Origin of the sequence: Lacihabitans lacunae, assembly GCF_042649125.1 — a bacterium.
Classification (GTDB): Bacteria; Bacteroidota; Bacteroidia; order Cytophagales; family Spirosomataceae; genus Leadbetterella; species Leadbetterella lacunae.
The window spans coordinates 4,503,626-4,525,228 of sequence record NZ_JBHRYQ010000001.1 but is presented as its reverse complement, the minus strand read 5'-3'; the positions used below and the strand labels follow the sequence as shown (position 1 = coordinate 4,525,228).

The following is a 21,603-nucleotide window of genomic DNA, read 5'->3' as shown; positions in this document are numbered from 1 at the left end:
AGCCTTCTAGAGAAGAACCATATCCACCGGGGTTTTGAAACCTATAAACTTTCACAAAAAAAAACCACCATAAACACTCACTTGGCTTATGATGGTTTTAACAATCATTTATTAAAACTTATTCTATTTTTGAGTAATCTTTAAACATAGGTACTTTGGCGTTTTCTACGAGTTTGCGGTAGGCTGCCCATTGGGTGCTAAAAAACTCGTTTACTCGTGCTATCGTCTTGGCTGTTTCCGCTTCGGCGGTTTCTACAAGAATCATCTCTGCCCTACCTATTTTACTTTTAGAACGTAAATACCCTGAAGCTTCATTTATTGCGGCAGGGGCGGTAGTTTGGTACGGTCTACCATAGCCTTGGCGTGTAAATTTCTTACCCATCACTATTTCATTGGTTGCTTTTAGAGAATCTACCATAGCTTTCGATGCCTTTCTTAGTGTATCCAGGCTTTTGTTGTCGTTGCCTTTTAGTTGGGCTAGTATATTTTCTACTATTACGCTCGATTCTTCTATTTGATCTGTGGCAGCCACGAGCTTTTCTGTACTTTTTTGTAGTCTTTTTATCACTGCTCTTTTTTCTGTTTCATCAGCTAGGTTATGGTTTTTCCTAAAATCTGACTTAACCGTAACCGCAGTAGAGTCTGAGGTGCTATCCATCTTCACCACTATTTTATAAATGCCCGGCAATACGTCCATTCCACCGCTTTCGGTATCTGTTGCTTTTGGTTTTTTGCTACCAGGCGAACGCATACCTTTTTCGTCCAGTCTCCATTTTAATGTACCAAAGCCCACACTGTCTACTTTTTGTTTTAAGTTACGCACAAGCAAACCTTTTGAGTCAAAAACTTGTATGGTCAGCGAGTCGCTATAGGTCATACTTGTAGAGTCTTTGGGGTTTTTCTTGCCTTTGGGTGCTGCATAATATTGCACGAGAGCTCCCGTTTGTCTGTTTTCTCCTTCATACATCCCGTCGCCCCCAAACATAATGCCCGGTGCATCTTTGATCTCCGCCAAATAAGCATCGTTGGGTTTAAATATCTTTAATTTGGCTTTTAGCTCGCCTTTGTTTTTTGCTAAATCTCTCAATGGTTGAATATTATCCAACACAAAAATTCCTCGGCCAAAAGTGGCTACCACAAGGTCTGACTCTCGCTCCTGTATGGCCAAGTCCATGGTACTTACCGGAGGAAAACCATGCTCATATTGCTGAAAGGTGGCTCCGTCATTGAAACTCACAAACAGACCTTGCTCTGTTCCTACAAAAATAAGATTGGGCTCCACAGGATCTTGCAATACACTCAAGGCATAGCCTGTTACTTTGCTTTCGTCTACCATACGCTCCCAAGTCTTTCCAAAGTCTTTTGTACGATAAACATATGGCGTAAATGCCCCACCGTTTCGGTAATTATTTGCGACCACAAAAGCCTCGCCAGCCTTGGTGTTTGAAGTTCGTATCTGCGGAATCCACGCTTCAGATGGCAAACCAGGCATATTGCCGGATACTTTCTCCCAGGTTTTTCCTCCATCTTTGCTTAGTTGCACGCTGCCGTCGTCGGTGCCTACCCACAGCACATTTTTATCCACAGTAGATGGGGCAATACACAAAATGGTATTGTGGTTTTCGGCAGAAGTAATATCTAAAGTCAAGCCTCCACTGTTGTCAGAGGCCTTAATTTGCTCTTTATTATTGGTGGTTAAGTCGGGCGAAACTATCTCCCAAGTGTAGCCTTTGTCTGTAGACCTATGCAAAAACTGCGAGCCATAATACAAGGTCTTAGTTTCTTTGTAGTGAGCTATGGCGGCATTCCAGTTAAATCTTAGTCGCACAGCAGGGTTAGGGTGGGTCGGTTTCAAAAACTCCGAAGCTCCGGTAAGCACATCATACCTTGCTAAGTTACCCCCTTGCGACATGGCCCAGCCGTAGCGGTTGTCTTCAGGGTCGGGAATAACGTCAAAACCATCGCCAAACAATACAACCTCCCAATATTGATTTCTTATGCCACCAGTTTTCCAAGTATAGGCTGGGCCCTTCCATGAGCCATTGTCTTGCAGGCCGCCATATACATTGTAGGGCGTTTCGTTGTCTACATTTATATGGTAAAACTGCCCTACGGGTATCGACTCACAAAACTGCCATTTTTTAGCTCTGTCTCTTGATATCGCCAAGCCGCCGTCGTTGCCGTTGATGATAAAGCTCGGGTCTTTCGGGTGAATCCAAAAAGCGTGGTGATCGGGGTGTACACCGCTGTATGGCACTATAACCTTGAAACTCTTGCCTCCGTCTTCGCTTAGTGATATCATTTGATAGATATTATACACGCGGTTTTCGTTTTGAGGGTCTACGGCAAGGTCATAAAAATAAAATGGGCGATTATTCGCAATATCTTCGTCATCGGTTACTTTTTCCCATTTTTCGCCTCCATTAAAAGACTTATAGAGTGCGTTTTTTTTAGATTCTACAAGGGCGTAAATAACATTGGGGTCGCTCGGAGCTATGGCAATTCCCATTCTTCCCAGTTCGCCTTTTGGCAGGCCGTTTTTATCATTTAGTTTTTTCCAGTTCTTTCCGCCATCGTAGGTCATATACATACCTGAGCCAGGCCCACCAGATTTAAAATCGTAGGGCGTGCGTTTGTGTTCCCACATATTTACCAGCAGCTTATTGGGGTTGGTGGGGTCCATCACAAAATCACCCACGCCACTGTTTTCATTGGTATATAATATTTTCTCCCATGTTTCTCCACCGTTAATAGTTTTAAACACGCCACGCTCAGGATGCGAAGCAAACGGATTTCCTATAGCTCCGGCATATAACACATTTGGGTTGGTGGGGTCAATCAGAATTCGGTGAATGTTTATCGTTTTCTCTAAGCCCATGCACTTCCAAGATTTGCCGCCGTCCATAGATTTAAAAATACCCGCACCAAGGTTTATTGAGTTTCGGGGATTCCCTTCTCCTGTGCCTGCCCATATCACCGATGGGTTAGACTGCTGAATAGCCACCGCACCAATGTTTATGATCGGGTTTTTATCAAATATCGATTCCCAAGTGGTGCCCCCATTCTCGGTTTTCCAAAGTCCGCCTGAGGCTGTTCCTACATAAATGATGTCAGGATTTGCCCAAACGGCATCTATAGAAGTCACCCTACCCGACATAGTGCCCGGCCCTATGCTTCTAAATTTATAGTTTTTCAAAAGGGCCATATCCACCTTTGCAGCTGGTACCGGCATTACGATTTCTAGCTTTGTTTTTTTAGATTTTTTTTGAGAAAAAACCTGTGGTGCTATCAGAAAGCAGCATAGAAATGAAGTGATTAGTAATCTTAATTTCATGTGTATAAGGTTAACGGTTTGTTGATTAAGCTACAATTTGAAAATAATATACAAAAGCTGCAAGCGAGAGTAAAAATTCTTTCATGATATAAAAGAATTCGCTCTACCTTAACTTTAGCATTTGAGCATTAAATGAAAAAATACGGGTATTTAAGCTAAGTTTATGATGGCAAAATAATTTTTCCATTGACATTTCCTTCATAGATGCGAATGTCAGGTTTCATCCATAGAAAGCTAAAATGAACCAACAAAAACAATAAAACATACAAGGAGAGCTGAAAGAACCTTGAATTTTAACTAAAATGAGAAATACAAAAACACTCAAAGGGTCGGATTTGAAATCTTTTTTTTCTAGCGGCGATTTGACTTAATAGATAACACTAACTCTTTCTTTAATACAACACCTCAATAGAGCCCGTGACATCCTGCTCTCCTGGTCTTTTTATTTTAAAAGGATAGTTTCCGGCCGGCACTTTTATGCCGTTACTTTTACCATCCCACGGGTTTAAATCGTTTAAAGAATGAAATATTATTTTACCCCAACGATCATAAATAAATATCTCAAAATCCGGGAATAAATTAAGATTGTAGACTACCCAATTATCGTTTATCCCATCACCATTAGGAGTAAATACCTGCGGATAATAAAGTTGTAGTATAGGCTCTACAGGGCAGTCATTTTTATACGTTACATTAAACTCTACAATAGCTTTTTCACACGAACCTTCACTGACTTCTAGTTTGTATATTCCATTATCACTAAAAACCATAGTTGGATTATAACCATCTAGAATAGGGACATTATTTTTGTACCATTTATATTGTTGCAACGCTTCATTGTTGGTCATGCCGACTTCAATTAGTTCATCTGGACATATTTTATACCCATTTGGGTAAGTAAGTACTACTAAACTTGGCTTTTTCTGTCCGTATATCACCTGCACTTCATTTGAAAAAAGTTGACCACAACTATTCGGAGACACAAACTTTGCACTTATTCGACTATCATTATTTACAATTATAAATGGAGCTATAATATTTAATCTATTATCCGCACTATACCAGTCGACAGAAGTACCCGAAGGATTGCTAACTAATTCGATTTTTACATCTTCTGTGCCACAAGCCCATTCCTTACTTGCTTTTATAACCGGTGCTGGGTTGGCATCTATCACCTCAACCTTATCAGAAATGGCTTCCCTTAAACAGGTATTTTTATCACTTTTAATAACATTATATACACCCTTTTCAACTACTGTTAAATTAAAAGAATTTTCATTTGGAATATTTTGACCATTTTTTTGCCATTGAAAATTCATACCTAGATTATTGTCTGTCTCTAGTGTTGTACTAGAGCCTATACATAATTCTACCTTGTTCACTTCCACGCCATTTTTTTTCACAATGGGCTTAGATACCGTTGAAGCCGTGCAATCAATGACATTAATCGCCACTTCTCTTCTATTTGAACCAATTTTTACCCCATTTCGAAATTCTTCAACAAGAATAGAAACCGTAAACAAACCCAAAATTGAAGAAGTAACGGATAATACTCCTGTTTTTGAATCAATTTTCATTGAAGGGCTTCCTTTAATTTGATTATTTTTATTAAATCCAGTAGCCCATGTAGCGTTTGGTTTATTGAGCCCTAATTCGTCAGAATAGGGCATATCTGCAGTGGTAAAACCTCCAAGAGGGTCTATAAGCGAATACCTGAGTTCGTCCCCATTTCCATCTTTAGCACCGAGCATTATACTTGCTGCATCATTTTTACATATATACGAAACATTGGGTGTTAAAAAAGTAGGTGAACTATTCGTAAAAGGATGAATATAGGCAGGAGGAAAATCTAATATCACTGAAATAGGAGTTGTGCTAGGATTTGCAATGTTATCGAGCCCGGGGTACCTACAACACCCATCGTATATCATAAAATGCCCTTCAGTTTTTTTATATATTATGGTATTCAAATAAAACTCGCCAACATAGACTTCATGGAAAATTTTTACGCCATTATTTTCTACACATTTTGGGTTTCCAGAGTTTAGTAATTTACTAGGCCCTACACGCTGGACTAAAACACTCTCAAGTGGTTTAGTATCAGTTTTTCTTGAAACACTTAAAGTTTCCTCAAAACTGGCAGACGGAGCGTTTGCTACATACAAATTTAGAGTTACTATCATTCTATTATAGATAGCAAAGTCAGAATTTACCTCCATACTAATATCCGCACCTACTATTTGTTGAGCAAAAGAATCGAGACTTTTTAGGCTTAAAAGTAAAATTAAAGTTGCTACTAAAATGTGTTTATGAAAATCAGAAAAATGCATTTTATAAATAAAGCTCATAAAGCAAAATTTGAAAGTAAAAAACTGCGTGGTAAAGATGTATTTTAAGCTATTTGTTTCTTCGATTAATTTTATTCAAAAATCATTCCGACAATACTCTTTGCCCATAAAATAATTGCAATTGAAAATTTCTCTATCTTAAACCAATTGTTAGTTGAAACCGAAGTAGAATTACACCCATGCTATCATTTAAGTTACTCCGTTGGGCTTTACTTCGCTAAGCAGTTTGCGTTTTTGGAGAGTCTAAAATAAATTGAAATATTTTTCTCGTTAAATAACTCCTTAGTTAACAAAAGCTCCAAAACCACTTAAAAACAAACACTACCGCTCAGTAATTATTTATTTCAAAAAAAACTACCCCTTTTTTTATTTCTGAGGAAAGAATTGGCTCGCAATTTGAAGTAAAGAATTTAGCCCAATTTTCAGTAAATATTCAAACAGAATAAAATCCGAAAAAGCACAATTTTAAATTATTCTAATGCCTGCAAAGACATGACTCAAGTATTACCAAAAGAAACTATTTTGTGGCTCCTAAAAAGCACATTTTGCACAATTCTTACTTTGTTTTTTATCCAAAACTCAAAGGCACAAACTAACTCAGCAGCCACAGGAAGCATTAGTGGAATGGTATGGGTTGATGAAAACGAAAATACTTATAAAGAGGATACAGAAGTAGGAATGGGAGGGGTAACTATTGACTTATACGAAGGATTTTCGGTTGTGAAGACCGTAGTTACCGCACCCGATGGTTCATATGCCTTTAATAATTTATCGAAAGGAGTATATAGAATCAAGGCATTGTCGGCCTCTTTGCCAACCCAATACGAAATAGTACCTTATTCTAATATTCTTGTTTATGATTTAAATGTAACTTTTGATGAAAATAAAGACTCAGACGTTAACCCTATGACGGGTGTTTCGGTTGGTTACAATATTGACACAGAGAGCCTTAGTAACAATAATTTTAAAATAGATGTAGGGGTTTATAAAAAATATGAAACGATAGAAGGCTTAGTGTGGAATGATACAAACGAAAATGGGATATTAGATGAAGAAATAATCCCGGAGACTGATGTTGAAGTTATTTTGTACGATGAAAACTTAAATGGTCTTGATACAGCCTACACAGATACAAATGGCAAGTATAAATTAAAAATTATTTCAAAAGGATTATATTACGTAGTATTCAGCACTATATATAATAAAAATTACATAGATGAAAATAACGAAATTTCAACATCGGTTTATAAGAGATTAAACTTAAATAAATACCCCCCTTACTCTTCCTCTATTGTTTATAATATCGGAGTGGTACCTGACACGCTGGGCATAATTGGAGGATTAGTGTGGGAAGACACCAACGAAAATGGGTTAAGAGATGTTGGAGAGAAACCAGTTAAAAATGTTTCGATTTATGCAATCAATGAAAAAAGTGAAATAGTTGCTAATGAACTTACAAATAAATATGGGAGATATAATTTTAGTAGACTTCCAGATGGAGAATATATTTTATTAATAAATTGTCCGAAAGAATATTTAATATCCCCCATAACAACAGGTGTAAACTCCATAGCTTCAAGTTTTGACCCTGTTACTTTCATGACTCTAAATTCAACGATAATAAACAATAGTAATATTCAAGAGAAAAATATTTTTGTTATAAATGCGGGAATTTATAAACCCGCCAATTATGGATCAATCAGTGGGAAAATTTGGACTGATACTAATGAAGACGGTTTGTATTCAGTAAATGAACCCGCTCTTAATAATGTAACTATCTATTTAAATAACCAATATACTAATTTATTAGCATCAACAAAAACAGATTACGAAGGCAATTATATGTTCTCAGGATTAGCTTCTGGGAATTATTTAATTTCAGTTTTAACACCTTTTGGCAAAACCTACACTAGAGTTTTTGATTATACCAATCCCTCGGATTCATATATATATACAGACCCTAATAATATTTATTTCGGGAGAACCATTATTGGATCAAATATTGATACTTCAAAACCTGTTGGTGACCCAAGTCGAGATATTAAAAACTTTAATGCAGGTTTAATTCCAAATCAAAATAACGCAAGTTTTGGAGGGTATGTTTACCAAGACCAAAATGAAAATAATGTAAAAGAATCAACAGAAGGTTATCTTCCTGGAGTTAAAGTTCAGCTTTTTACTACTTTATTTTCAAGGGATTTAATTGCTACCACTTTTTCAGACTTAAATGGAGTTTATAAATTCGACAATGTAACTGAAGGAATTTATAATATTAGATTTTCTTCTCCTTTCCCTTGTCAAAATTGCAAAATAGACTCCACATTTGAAATTCGTCTAAATGTTACTTCTGACATAAACAATAGCATCATAGATAACCTATCTATAAATCAAGGCTTTATAAAAAAATTAGGCTTAATATCAGGTCGAGTGGCATTGCTAAATGGGACATTTAACGATTTGAAAACATACAATTCTGTACCCAAGTTCAAAGTTTACCTTTTAGATTTAGCATTTAATAAACTTGATAGCACAATAACCGGACCGTATGGAGAATATATTTTTAAAAACCTGCCGAATGGCAAATATTTGGTAAAAGTCGATATTCCTCAAGGCTTTAAGGCAACAAATCAGTATGTTGGTGGCTTTTTTGACAGCTCCCAAACAGATTCTACTGGAACAACTTTTATTATTGAAGTTGACAATTCTACAGTCTACAATGACTTTAAAAGAGAGATTCAAAATATAGATACTCGCTTAGTAATATGGACAGGTCAAATTGGCTTGTATGTTTGGGATGACATTAATGGAAACGGCCTTCAAGAAACTAACGAACCACCATTATCAGAAGTACCGGTAGATTTATACATTTCTGATTCTCTTTTGACAAGTAGTGTAACTGATACTACAGGAAAGGTTATTTTTGATCAAGTAACATCTGGAACTTATAATTTAAAAATTCATACTCCTTCTGGTTATATGCCCACAATACCTTTTGTAGGTGAAAATAAAAATTTAGATTCCGACTTAAACAACGAAAATCCATATGTTTTTGATATTGTAGTATCACCCACCAGTACCCTTAATAAAGACTTTTCTTTGGCGGCCGGATTTACAATAGACAACACCAAAGGTAGCTTAGGCGACTACGTTTGGCTAGATGCCAACAACAACGGGCTCCAAGACCAAAATGAGAATGGCGTAGGCGATATTATCATTGAGCTATATTTAGATGGTAATCTACTCGCCAAGGACACCACCGATGCATCCGGTGCATTTGGATTCGCCAACCTAGAATCTGGCACATACAAAATAAAACTAGTAAGTACTTCAATTCCAAAAAACCTCCAAGTTTCGACTCTAGTAAAGCAAGGAAACAACATTGGCACGGACTCAGACCTTTACCCAGGCTCCCTTGATACAGAGCCAATAGTGATTGACCTAAGTAACACATCTCAAAAAAGTTTCACAGACATTGACATAGCATTTTCTGCTAAATGCGAAAACGTGATTTGTGTCCCCATATCAATCAAAAAAATATTGTCTCCGTAAGGACTTTTGAGATGCAAACCTCGCTTTGCGAAGGATATTTCCTTAGTACGTGTGTAAAGCGGGTTTCACCCGCATAAAACAGAAAGTAAATTAAAAAAAGAAACCATTTGAAAAACCGTTTAACATATTGTCAAAACCGCCTCATGGAAGATACCTTCACAGGAACACTTGCCGAAGGCATAAGCACAACTATGCATAATGGCACACAAGGCTATGACAAGAACGGCAACATTGGCTACTTGACTGAAAATGCCTTCCTTGTAACGGTCTGAAGACCGAATGTCGCAGCAACTTGGCCATAAGACTAAGCAGAGCGGGGTTCGGAAGGAAATTTTTACCTTAATATCATGACAAAATATCAAACAGAAATAGAAAATTTACGTAAGGCATGCGATATAGCAATCGAAGCTTACACAAATTACTCACCCAAAAATTGGAAACAATCCGATATTGATTGGTTTGTATTATGTACAAATCAAACTAAAAGTGGTTTAATAGACAGGAAGCCTCCATATAATAATTTGTCAAGCCTAAAATATGAGTATCAAGATGTTTTTACTTATTTTCAAGAAGGCTCAGGACAAACGGTGGAGGAATTTTGGAAGATAATTAGGGAAGAAGGACTACCTTATAAAAGGGAAAATAAATTAGCTAAGATTTTAAAACGAGGGAAAGTTAAAAGTCATATTGAATATGACTTTATAAAGGATTTAATTGGACCTTATAAGCAAGAGGGCATAATCTCTGAATCGGAAGAATCATTTTTAGATGGTATTTTGGTAGCATTTGAAGTGAAAAATAAAAAATGATTTGTATTTACAATTTAAATTTATTTTTCTAGAAGGCAATACCTCTCTTCCTTTACTTTAGCAGTTGAAATAAAAATTAAAAAAACACCATCTGAACAAAACAATAACATATCGCCCAAACTCCAGCTTTGCGAAGGTTATTTCCTTCGTATGTGTGTAAAGCGGATTTTAGCTGCAGAAAACAGTAAGTAAAGAAAAAACATTTGAAAAACCGTTTAACATATTGTCAAAACCGCACCATGGAAGATACCTTCACAGGAACACTTGCCGAAGGCATAAGCACAACTATGCATAATGGCACACTAGGCTACGATAAGAACGACAACATTGGATACTTGACTGGAAATGCCTTCCTTCCTTGTAACGGTCTGAAGACCGAATGTCGCAGCTACTTAGTCATAAGACTAAGCAGAGCTAGGGAAATGGACAAATTTGATCTATAATTCAGGTACACCAAAGACTACAACAGTAACAAATGTTAAAATACTGAATGGTAATTTTTATTATGAAGAGAATTAGTATATTATTGATATTTATCACAATTAATTCTTGCAAATTAAATAATGATTCAAAATATTATAAAAATTTTGATTTCATTAATTTTAAAGGTATTGACGAAATAAGACACCCATTTTTTAATTTTCCTTTTTTCGAAGTTTTTCATTCTTCAAAAAATACCATTCTTTTAAAATGTCACCTTTCATTATTTGAATCTCGGACCAAACAATTTTACTATGAAAATGGACTTTGGAAAAGAACCATTGAGTATAGAGAAGCCACAGATGTGAAAGAAATTGAAATTTTCAAAGGTGATTATATACACAAACTAATATTTTTTAAGGATTTTGAAGAAAATAATAAATATTCCTTAGACGTATATGAAGTCTATTCCATGAAAGAAAATATTCAAAAAAAATTTTTAAGTAAAAATGACAATTTAGTCGATTTTGCAATTGACCCTGACTTGATTTTAGATTCATTAAATTTTCAATTAAACTGTATTGAAAAATATAAATTATCTGAAAAAAAATTGAAAACCTACGTTAATTGCAATTTCGAAAATTCAAAGTATTCAGATAGTTCTTGTTATCAATATAATTATACTTCATTATATTTTTTTAAAGTGTTTAATGTTGAAAAAGAAAGATGTAAGTAATTACTAATTCAAAACCAGGACTTCGAAGACTATTGCCTTCGAAGATGTGTAAGGCGTGTTTCACCCTCATAAAGCAATCAAGTCAGGATTTAAACCAATCCATTTGATAAATCAACATGCGGCCTCCTAAAAGTTAAATACATTTTTTAACGACAAGGATTCGCTATTTAAAGATTGGGGAGAGAGCATTATGGGTGTAATTATAGTTTCGGATTTTATAATTCACATCAAAGAAAAAAGGCATTATTATTGAAATAAGGATTATAATTATTCCGCCTAAAGCCGGAGTTCACACGTACGAAGAAGGAAACTTCGAAAGCGGGTTAATATTTATGAAACATTTTCAGTTCCAATCCTGAGAAAGTTGAAAATTAATAATTATAGTTCAAAAGACAACAATAGAGTATTCAAGAGACCGTCATTAATTTTAAAACGAACAAATATTATAAATGGAAAATAGTTACGCTAAAGTGATTTTTAAAATAATTCAATTTATCTTTTTTGTTCCCCTTATAATAACATATTTCAAATATTTTAAAATGAAACTTAACCATTTTGAAAATATATCCAGAGCTATTTTTAGTATCACAATCTTTGAAATATTTAAAGGGAATTCTGAATCCATTCAAAAGAAAAATAAATTGACAAAAAGGGCCTTAATTTTGATAACAATAGGAATAATTTCACAAGTTTTTGAAATGCACTTTTTTAAATAAAACCTAACTTACGTAGTTTATAGCCCAGAAGGTGAGTAAAGCGGGTTGTACCCAGAGTAAACAGAGAGTAAATTAAAACAAAAGATAAAAAAACACTTGAAAAACCGTTTAACATATTGTCATAACCGCCTAATGGAAGGCATATACATAGGCCCAATAGCCGAAGGCATAAGCACAACTATGCATAATGACACACAAGGCTAAGACAAGAACGGCAACATTGGCTACTTGACTGGAAATGCCTTCCTTGTTACGGTCTGAAGACCGAATGTCGCAGTACTTAGTCATTGGACTAAGCAGAGCGGGATGCTTGGTAAATTTTTATCAAAAGGATAGATTGACCTAGATAATGTTATTACAATATAAAAAAAAAGAAAATAGATTTAGGGGACAATAGGAGATTAACATCGAGTTTAAAAATAATAATTATGATTAAAACTTACTTTTTAAGGTCTTATATTACTTTCTTAGTTCATAATATTATAGGTTTAATATTTTGTCTTGCCTCTTATTTTATTTTTCTAAAAATTAACCCAAAAAACGAAATTTCAGGTATTCTTAATATTTCTTTATTATTTACCGCAGTATTATTTTTTTCAATAGTTCTGACTAAAAGCTTTTTAATTTTTATTCCTTCAACATTTATTAAAGTAACTAATAAAGGCTTAGAATTTATAAAACATAATCAAACAAAAAATCAATTTAGCTGGGATTCCATAAATAAAATAGAACTCTCAATTGAGACTTCAAAATTGTTGAATATGTATATTTTTATTAAAAATGAGAAAACATTAAGATTTGTCTTGAAAGATAAATGGTTGTTTTCATTATTCACTATGAAATGTGTAAAACTAAATTTTACAATAATTGAGAACTTAATTGAAAAATCTGTTGATTTTGAAAACAAATTCAACTCTCAAAATTTAAACAGTGTGAGAGAAAATTTAAATTTAACCCGAACTACTTATCCCTCAGACTAAATAGTGCTATCATTAGGACTTCAGACCGATAAGAAAGCCGAGTGTAGATAAACGAACTAAGCTAAGTATAAAGCCGGAAAATTTAAGAATAAAGGAAACTAAGTATCTGGTTTAAACACTTTAAGACTGATATGAATTCAGAAGTTTTGATATCTTCCCCCGAAAATAGCTAAAGTCAACAAAACCAATAAAACATACAAACAGAGCAAAAGCAAATTTAAAATTACCCAAATTAGAACTCCTAAATCCTTCAATATAACGGATTAAAAATCCTTTTTATCTTGCTTCGCCATTGTCCATCAGACTATGATATAGAACAGCCAAAAGCATTCTTAAAAAAAAAGAGTTCCCCACAAAAGGAAACTCTGATTTAACTAAACCTTCGCTATTTACTTTGCTAAACTCCATCTATATTTAACCTTTTTCTAGCTGACTTTCTAATTCGGCCTCTATGGCGTCTATGCCTTGGCCTGCGTTGATGGCGTTTATGACTTCGTCTGTTATGTCTTTGCCACCAGTCAGGTTGGAATAAATCGACCCAACGGTATAAATAGGCCCCCACGGAATGCCCCACCAGCCCAATACCAGACTCAACAAAGTATAAGGAAGTCCCTTTAAGATTGCGTTTTCGTGAGGGGGAATAAAGTAGATGTCGGACCCTCTTCTAAAGGTCATCACCACGATAGAAACACAATACTTGTAAACCACAAATCTGCCTCCTTGATTAAGGAGTGCTGTCAGTTCTTGGTTTGAATAACCGTCTAAATTTTTAATTGCTGCCATGAGAATTTTTATAAAGAATTAAATTTGAAAAAAATACAGATTTAGTGCAGGCAGCTAGTTGAGGGATTTGCCTTTATTATGTATTACTATCTCAATTTTTATACCATTTTTAATAGCCGAAAATAACTTTTTTGAAGACAAAAAAATAGACACATTTTTTTTAAATACCATTAAATAAAAAACTCAACTTTTTTGCTAGTTTTGCCCCCTTTAATTAAACACATACACCAAACCCTTTCTTCATTTATGAAAATAAAACTTTTACTATTTGCACTCACACTATCTTCAAATTTGGCCTTCGCACAGCTCGACACCCGAATTAATGTTGATGACCTTTTATCAAAAAAAGTAGCCGTAAACTTCGAAATGGGCTATGACAAGCTCAGTTTCGAACTTGGTACCCGTTTTTTGCTCGGCCCATGGGCAGAAGTTAGCACCACAGACTCTGAAGGAAACATGCAAGACCCCACCCCTATTCCCCGTTTTGGATACGTAGGAACTTTTAGAGCCAATTTTTACACGAACCCTAAAACCACCATCGACGGCTTTCATGTGTCGCCTACGATAGATATTATGCGTCAAAAAGTAAAATTTGAAGACCCTAGCATCAACACCCGAATTGGGGCAAGTGTATTGATAGGGTATAAATACATGATCGGAGATTCCCAATTTGCTATTCAGCCCGAACTTGGCCTTGGGTACTGGGTTATGGACCGCACTCGCCTGGCAAGTGGTGGCCCCGTAACTGGCGACGAAGCACTGGACGACATCGTAGGCTTTTTCAAAAAGTTTAGAGCCATCAGAACACCCTTTAATATCACATTGAACTATAGAATTGGAGGAAACTAACACTTACCATTTCCCCAACTCTCTTTCTATCTAAATATCAACGCTTCGATTTGTACCCCAAGGGCATGTCGAAGCTTTTTTTTTGAATCGGTTTTAAGCCTTATTTATTTGATAAGATTTTGATTGAAAGAATACACTTGAATGAAATATTTTTGGGCTCAAAAACTGGACTAAAAACGTTAAAAAGACTTAGAAATACTCCCTTTTTTACTTCGGCTTCGAAATTCCTTCTAATAGCCAATTCTTCTCTGAATAGATTTTTTTTGAATAAAAGATTTGCCAATTTCAAATCCTGCAAATAACTTAGAACTATAGTTCCATTTTTTAACAGCCATTAAAACTAATTTCATTAACACACAAAGCTTAAGTCTTAACGGAGAGCTTTTCGCTTATCTTTCAAAACAAAGCACTAACTTTTTTTTACCATGAAAAAACTACCAGCACTTTTATGCATTTTGCTCTTCGTATTAATTTTTAAAACAGCGTCTGCTCAAAAAGAATATATAGAAGTTATTTACAGCATTACCTACCATAGAGGCATAGCAGATACTAAACCGACCGCTAGAAAAGCAGTACTTATTATCAAGCCAAACTCCGGCTCCAACTATGCTCTAAAGAATCTAATTATTAGTGACTCCATTTATAATGCACATTTGGCTAATCCTCCCAAAGAAATAAAATTAACTGGGGCTTATTATGACGAATTTAGAGAGTTAATAAAAAAAGATTATTCGTCAAAAAAACTAGATGTGACCTGTAAAGGCTCGGGTATTGCTGACAATAACTATTACAATTATAAACAAGACATAAATCTCAATTGGACACCCTCTGAAGGGCTCGACAGCCTACTTGGTTATGCCTGTCAAAAAGCTACCGTTAGTTACATGGGCCGCGATTATGTGGCTTGGTACGCTCCCGAACTCCCTATATCAGATGGCCCTTGGAAATTCCATGGCTTGCCTGGTTTAATTTTGCGAGTATATGACACCCAAAATATTTTTGACTTCAAAGTTTTTAGTATCAAAGAAGTTAATTCAGATATAACCCAAGATTTATTTAAAAACGCAAAAAAGATAATACCAATTACGCATGAAGCGTATTGGAAAGAAAACAAATACAGGACTGAAAACCCTAAGGATGTCATTATTGCTAAATATGGCGACGGCACTTTTAATGGTGTAAAAATAAGCGACCCAAACTCAAAAAAAGCTAGGATATTTAATCGATTAGAAACAGATTTTATCAAAGAATAAGCGGTGAGGTTAATACTGTTATTAGGTACTTTATTTGTATTCCAAAGCCAACTATTTGGTCAGCAGATAATAAATGGTCACATAAGCGATGGCTCCTCAGGCATACAAAACGTAAACATTACGGTTTCTAATCCTAGCACCAAGTCAATAATTGCCTTTACATTTACAGACGCCAAAGGCGACTACGCTATAAAATACAACTCTAAGGAAGACTCCATAATATTGAGTGTTCGGATAATGTCTTACGAGTCAAAAATATTAACAATTAAAAATCAAAATCAAGAGATAAACCTTACACTTGAGCCAAAAATCACGGTATTAAAAGAAGTTTCGGTGGCACGAGAGCCCATAACCAAGTTGGGGGATACCCTAAGCTATAATGTAGACGCATTTAAAAACAAAAACGATAGAGTACTTGCGGATGTGTTGCGGAAATTGCCGGGTATAGAAATAGAGAACTCGGGCCGGATTTTGTACCAAGGGGAGGCCATTAATAAATACTACATAGAAGGCTTGGACCTCCTCGGTGGAAAATATAATATGGCAAACGACAACCTCAACATAGAGGCTGTAAGAAGTGTGGAAGTTTTAGAAAACCATCAACCTATACGTATCCTAGATTCATTATCTGTTTCTGACAAGGCGGCTATAAATATTAGATTGAAGGCAAAAGTAGCGAAAACAGGAATAGCAAACCTCGGAATCGGCTACGACCCACTCTTGCATTTTGTCAATTACACGCCCATGGTTTTTAGTAAAGGATTACAGGCAATTACCACTGTACAAGCTAATAACGTAGGTATTTTACTCGAAAAACAGATTAAATCTTTAACCGATTCGGAAGAAAACTCCCCTACCGAATGGCTTAGGATTCAACAAATCAACAGTCCACCTTTTTCAGAAAATCGTTTCATTGACAATACTTCTAAACTTAGCTCTATCAATGTGCTAAAGCATGTAAAAAAAGAGGTAGAACTAAAGCTGAATTTTGAAATCCTAAAAGAAAATTTGAAACAGGTAGGCTACACCAATACGCGTTTTTTTACATCGAGAGATAGCTTAATTACCTTAGGTGAACAGATTATCAATGCCACCGAGAGCCAATACGCTAAGCTAAACTTGAGCCTAAAGAAAAACACAAATACAGACTATTTTAGCAATGTTTTTGAAATGAAATATGCAGAAAACCAAGCTTCGGGAAATATCATAAAATCAGGCATAAATATTTTACAGAAGGTCAATATTCCGACTTTGACCTTTAAAAATCATTTTTATAAATTCCTAAAAATCAATAAAAAACTGTACGCTTTACAATCCACCATTGGGAAAGAAAATTCAGACCAAAGTTTGGCGGTAAATCCGAGCCTTTATGTCTTAAACAAAACATCAACCGGTGCCAGTCAGTACGTACAAAATAACTCTTGGTACGCCCGAAATGCCTTTAGCGGCAATTTTAAGTTAAATGAAAAACAGACGCTAGAGACACAAATTGGATACAACTATAGCCACGAAACACTGAATTCGAACCTGATTTTTGAGGAAGCAACTTCGAATTTACCGGGCTTTCAGAATAAGCTAATTTGGCAAAAACACATTCCTTATATTAAAGTCAGAAGTCAAATTAATGTAAAAGCCGTAAAACTAACTTTTCAGCTACCAGTTCAATATAACTTCATAAAGGCATTTGATGGAGATTTAAACAAATCAGAAACCGTAAACAAGCCAAGTTTTGAGCCCAGAATTGATTTTCTATATAGCCTAAACACCAATTGGGAGCTGAGGTCGTCGGTATATCGAAACGTTCGTATTGGAGAAAGCACTCCGCTGTATTTTGGAAACATAATGCAGACTTATCGAAATATTCAGAAAATAGACGCTCCAATTTCGCAAAATACTTCCCTCGGTAATCTACTAAAGCTCAGCTATAACAATACGCTAAAAGACTTATTTGGCTACCTGGCCTTTAATCAAACATATGTCACAAACAACCTCCAGTTTGTAAACAAAATTAGCCCTAACGGAGTGTTAACTAAAAGTGCGATTTTGAATCCAAATCAAAGTTCTTCCAAGTTTTTGAATTTTAGAATCAGCAAGTTTTTCAGAAGCCTAAAAACCAACCTAAGCGTACAGGAATCTATAAATCAACTAAATAGCATTCAATTAATAAATGATGCAGAAAATGAAGTAAAACTTAAGTCTGCTACTACTAGAATGGATATTAATTCTACTTTTTCCAAAAATCTAGGCTTGGTGTATGGCCTAAATTCGAGTGTTTTTAGAAATTTCATAGCAGAAACAGCCAATGAGCCTGTGTACCAAATCAGTCAAAACTTGAAACTAAATATTAGCCTGCCCAAAGACGTATATGTCGGAATTCAAAACGAATATTATGTAAACCAAACAGCGGCTTCACGAAATTACTTTTTGGATGTTTTACTCAGAAAAACCATTACAAAACACAAAGTAGATTTAGATGCTACTTTCTCAAATATTTTTAATACGGTCTTAAATATTTCATACCAAAACAATTCGCTTTCTTACGTGGAATCTGCCTACGCATTAAGGCCTAGGCAAGTACTTTTTAGGGTCAAGTTTTCTTATTAAAATTTATTCTTAAGCATATTCCGGCAGGGAATTTCTAACCTAAAATAAATAAAATCCTCGATGCTATTCATTCACTAATTCTATTAAACTAAAATCAATATTCGAATGGATGCAGTATTTATTACTTTGGCTTAAAAACAATGAAACTTACCCCCTTTAAAATCCCGGCTAAATAACTTCACAATCAAGAGGAATAAATGAAGTAAAACACCAAACCAAAATTTAACTTTTAGATAAAACGAAATCACGAAAAATATAATATCCTCGCACTATTTTTGGCACTAAATATTACAGCACTTAAAACACAGAAAAAAACAGAAAATTCGGCTTTTTTTATCTTCCTCAGTCACAATTTAAACCTCGAAATATAAGTTTTCGTGGATTTTATATCCGCTTAATAACTTTCCAATTATCAGGTCTTAACTGGCCGCATAATTGATTGGTAATAAACAAAATCCCACCAAAAAAAACTGGGAATACTTTAATCACTTTCAATAATTCTAAGCCATGCTTAAACGTTTACTTTTAGCTTCTATTTTTGGTCTAATTAACAATATAGCCTTTTCACAAGCCTACAATTACCTCAGCCCTTTTAATAGCTTGGGTGTACCCACTAACATGGCAGGTAGAGACGTAGTTACGTCCACGTTTTTGCAACGGGTAAAGGCATCATTTCCAGAGGGATACCCAGTACCAAGTTACAATCCTGAGTATATTGTTACTGATTCAAAATCAAGTATAGTAGTTTATGAAGAGGCTGACGTCTGGGTTACTTTCGTCTCGGAAGGAGCTGGTTATAAAAACGTTTTGGGATTTTATACGTTTGACCCAAGCAACCCACCTACTGTAGCACCAACTAATAGTCAAATCACTATTGTTTTCCCCAATGTTTCGGCAAGTGGCAGTGGCGGTGGTCTTATTGCCGGCGACAAGGTAAAACTGGGCACTTTCCCGGCCAACACGGGTATCGGCTGGGTGCTTTTGGCCAATGGTTATAACGGCAGTACAGTTACCAACGGACTTTGGAAACTGTATTCTCACCCAAACCTAAACCCGGAAGCAAATCCAAACCTAAGGTACCACAACGTAATTCTCTATGATTCACAAACAGACAGATTGGTGATGGGTTTTGAAGATATCAGAAGAGATTACAGCAACTGCGACAATGACTTTAACGATGCCTTATTTTATATCACAGCATCTCCAAATACTGCCCTACAAGCGGCCACTTTTCTTGAAACCGCCAATGTGGTAGGTGAGGTATCGTCAGGAAACGACGGCGGACTAGAAAGCGACGGCTCATTGGCCACGGCTATAACTAAACGAAACGTAAACAAAGAACTAAAAAACAATAAAGCAGACAGAAACAGTCCAAAATCGATGATAAAAGCCAGTGCCCAAACGAGCATAAACACCGTTAGCACAGGTTTAGCAGACTTTTTGCCAAATATCGGCCCCGACTCATCTACTGCTTATGTGTCTACGCCTACTGACTTGGTAGGCATCACAAACGCGAGCCAGCTGCTCTCTTACGATTATTTTAATGGCAGTACGCTTAACGCCGTAGGGCTTGTCATAAAAACAATAAATGAAGTCTACAGCCATACCAAAAACATCTGCGACCGAGTAGGTGGAGCTTCCATATTATCTACCAAGACTGTACTTATAAGAAATCAGTATCCATCTACGTTGGTTACATTCAAAAAACCGGATGAATCTATCGAATATGGCTTGAGTTTTTCGGCTCGCGTTGTAGCCGACTCAACTTTTGAATATAACTCACATTGGATTGTACAAGAGTACGCTACCGGCTCAGACTACCTAAGTTTTCAGCTTTGGGGCAAATACCCGGGTAGTGTGTTTTATATGGCCGAAAGTATATTAGCCAAACTAGACACCGTATATCATTTAACCAATGACATCAAGTTTACGGCTCCTCCCGCTATATTGGCTGGGTCGGGTTCTTACAATCAGGGCAAATTCAATATTAATATTTTGAATAGAAACAAATTAGTTAAAACCCTAAATGTGGGCGGTGCCTATAAAGTGGCCGAAAATGAAACCTCATTGCCATATCTGAAACAAATTACGCTAAACGGCTTAGTAAATCAAACCTTTACACTCGATGCCCCTGGGGTTTTTGATGCCGGTTTATTTATCTACGATGCCGACTCGCTTGAGTCTGACGGGCTCTATCTGGCAGACGGTGCATGGGTGGCTAACTACGAAACCGAAAATGTAATGAATTCTAATTTGGTGACTTTCCCGCAAGACAAACTACCGATAGAAAACAACCACTATTGGATAGAAAGGGCCATCGAAGCCTCAGGTAGCACAAAAAACTACTATTCGATTCACCGTCCTCTTCGTTTGGGACTAAAACCTCAAGACCTAAGTGCCTACAACTACCTTACGTTTACAGCTTCGGGGACCAACACCGTAGAAATAGTAATTAGCAGAAAGGGAATTATAAATTGGAATGACCAAGCACGGATATTCGTGACGCTAACACCCGATGTTAAGAAATACTACATCGATTTGGCTCAATTTATTAACAACCAAAGCCAAGCACTAAACAAAACCGATATAAATGCGGTGACATTCTCGGTAATAAGTCCTGATCAAAACTACCTGCCCTTCAATGTAAAAATCAATCAATTGGCATTTAGTAAAGTAGGTGCCTGCCAAAGCACCCAACAAGTGGTGGCCTCGGCATATTCAAAAGAAAAATATGAGTCTAGTGGAAAATTAGAAGTAACAAATAAAAATAAAACCAACGCGAACATTCAGCTTTCGGCGGCCAATGCCATAGAACTCCTTCCGGGTTTTGAGGCGTCTACAGGTGCAGTACTGAAAGCCGAAATTAAAGGTTGCGGAAACAACTAAAATAAAACAAAAATGAAAAAATGGATAAACGCTGACCCTCACGACATCGTGATGCTAAAGGCAGAAACTAACTACACCGTCTATTATTTTAGAAACGGAGAAAAATATATATCGGGTTTTACCCTAAAAATTCACGAAGAAAAAGAAGAACTTAAAAGCTTTATTCGGGTAAATAGGTCGCACCTACTAAACCCCGAACACATCAAAAAACTAAAAACCAAAGACAAAGTTACACGAATATTGATGTCAAATGGCGTAGAAACCCATGTGTCTAGACGGAGAAATCCTTTCAAGACAGCCCTTTGAGGCGAAGTAGCGTTTTATTTGAAGTAGAAT

The 21,603-nt window shown here is 35.9% G+C and carries 14 protein-coding genes; 11 read left to right on the top strand and 3 right to left on the bottom strand.

Going from position 1 to position 21,603, the window contains the following annotated elements:
• Positions 1-118: 118 nt before the first annotated feature.
• Both ACFOOI_RS19325 and ACFOOI_RS19320 read right to left on the bottom strand, forming a co-directional pair.
• A complete protein-coding gene (locus ACFOOI_RS19325) occupies positions 119-3,334 on the bottom strand; it encodes a WD40/YVTN/BNR-like repeat-containing protein (protein ID WP_379839729.1) in 3,216 nt (1,071 codons plus the stop codon).
• A gap of 392 nt (positions 3,335-3,726) precedes the next feature.
• Positions 3,727-5,682, bottom strand: coding sequence for a T9SS type B sorting domain-containing protein (locus ACFOOI_RS19320; RefSeq protein WP_379839728.1), 1,956 nt, complete (start codon positions 5,680-5,682; stop codon positions 3,727-3,729).
• Between the two features lie 492 nt (positions 5,683-6,174).
• Here ACFOOI_RS19320 and ACFOOI_RS19315 point away from each other — a divergent pair, with 492 nt between their 5' ends.
• The 6 genes from ACFOOI_RS19315 to ACFOOI_RS19290 all read left to right on the top strand — a co-directional run bounded on the left by ACFOOI_RS19315 (position 6,175) and on the right by ACFOOI_RS19290 (position 12,892).
• Positions 6,175-9,231 (top strand): SdrD B-like domain-containing protein, encoded by a 3,057-nt coding sequence (locus ACFOOI_RS19315; RefSeq protein ID WP_379839727.1) that lies wholly within the window; start codon positions 6,175-6,177, stop codon positions 9,229-9,231.
• A 143-nt stretch (positions 9,232-9,374) separates the two neighbouring features.
• Positions 9,375-9,503, top strand: coding sequence for a hypothetical protein (locus ACFOOI_RS19310; RefSeq protein ID WP_379839726.1), 129 nt, complete (start codon positions 9,375-9,377; stop codon positions 9,501-9,503).
• A gap of 75 nt (positions 9,504-9,578) precedes the next feature.
• Complete coding sequence (locus ACFOOI_RS19305; RefSeq protein ID WP_379839725.1) at positions 9,579-10,040, top strand: hypothetical protein; 462 nt, start codon at positions 9,579-9,581, stop codon at positions 10,038-10,040.
• Between the two features lie 203 nt (positions 10,041-10,243).
• Positions 10,244-10,483, top strand: a complete 240-nt coding sequence (locus ACFOOI_RS19300; protein WP_379839724.1) for a hypothetical protein — start codon at positions 10,244-10,246, stop codon at positions 10,481-10,483.
• 62 nt (positions 10,484-10,545) lie between these two features.
• Positions 10,546-11,196, top strand: a complete 651-nt coding sequence (locus ACFOOI_RS19295) for a hypothetical protein (protein WP_379839723.1) — start codon at positions 10,546-10,548, stop codon at positions 11,194-11,196.
• A 1,144-nt stretch (positions 11,197-12,340) separates the two neighbouring features.
• Positions 12,341-12,892 carry a hypothetical protein gene (locus ACFOOI_RS19290; protein ID WP_379839722.1) on the top strand — a complete coding sequence of 184 codons (552 nt, stop codon included), beginning with the start codon at positions 12,341-12,343 and terminating at the stop codon, positions 12,890-12,892.
• Between the two features lie 414 nt (positions 12,893-13,306).
• Here ACFOOI_RS19290 and ACFOOI_RS19285 read toward each other — a convergent pair whose 3' ends face one another.
• A complete protein-coding gene (locus tag ACFOOI_RS19285; protein WP_379839721.1) occupies positions 13,307-13,675 on the bottom strand; it encodes a hypothetical protein in 369 nt (122 codons plus the stop codon).
• Positions 13,676-13,921: 246 nt separating this feature from the next.
• Between ACFOOI_RS19285 and ACFOOI_RS19280 the strand changes: the two genes are divergently transcribed.
• From ACFOOI_RS19280 to ACFOOI_RS19260, 5 genes are all read left to right on the top strand, one after another.
• Positions 13,922-14,524 carry a hypothetical protein gene (locus tag ACFOOI_RS19280; protein ID WP_379839720.1) on the top strand — a complete coding sequence of 201 codons (603 nt, stop codon included), beginning with the start codon at positions 13,922-13,924 and terminating at the stop codon, positions 14,522-14,524.
• 425 nt (positions 14,525-14,949) lie between these two features.
• Positions 14,950-15,777, top strand: coding sequence for a GLPGLI family protein (locus ACFOOI_RS19275; RefSeq protein ID WP_379839719.1), 828 nt, complete (start codon positions 14,950-14,952; stop codon positions 15,775-15,777).
• Positions 15,778-15,780: 3 nt separating this feature from the next.
• A complete protein-coding gene (locus ACFOOI_RS19270; RefSeq protein WP_379839718.1) occupies positions 15,781-18,381 on the top strand; it encodes a hypothetical protein in 2,601 nt (866 codons plus the stop codon).
• A gap of 507 nt (positions 18,382-18,888) precedes the next feature.
• Positions 18,889-21,267, top strand: coding sequence for a DUF4114 domain-containing protein (locus tag ACFOOI_RS19265; RefSeq protein ID WP_379839717.1), 2,379 nt, complete (start codon positions 18,889-18,891; stop codon positions 21,265-21,267).
• A 12-nt stretch (positions 21,268-21,279) separates the two neighbouring features.
• On the top strand, positions 21,280-21,573 hold the full coding sequence (locus ACFOOI_RS19260; protein ID WP_379839716.1) for a LytTR family DNA-binding domain-containing protein: 294 nt from the start codon (positions 21,280-21,282) through the stop codon (positions 21,571-21,573).
• Positions 21,574-21,603: the final 30 nt, after the last annotated feature.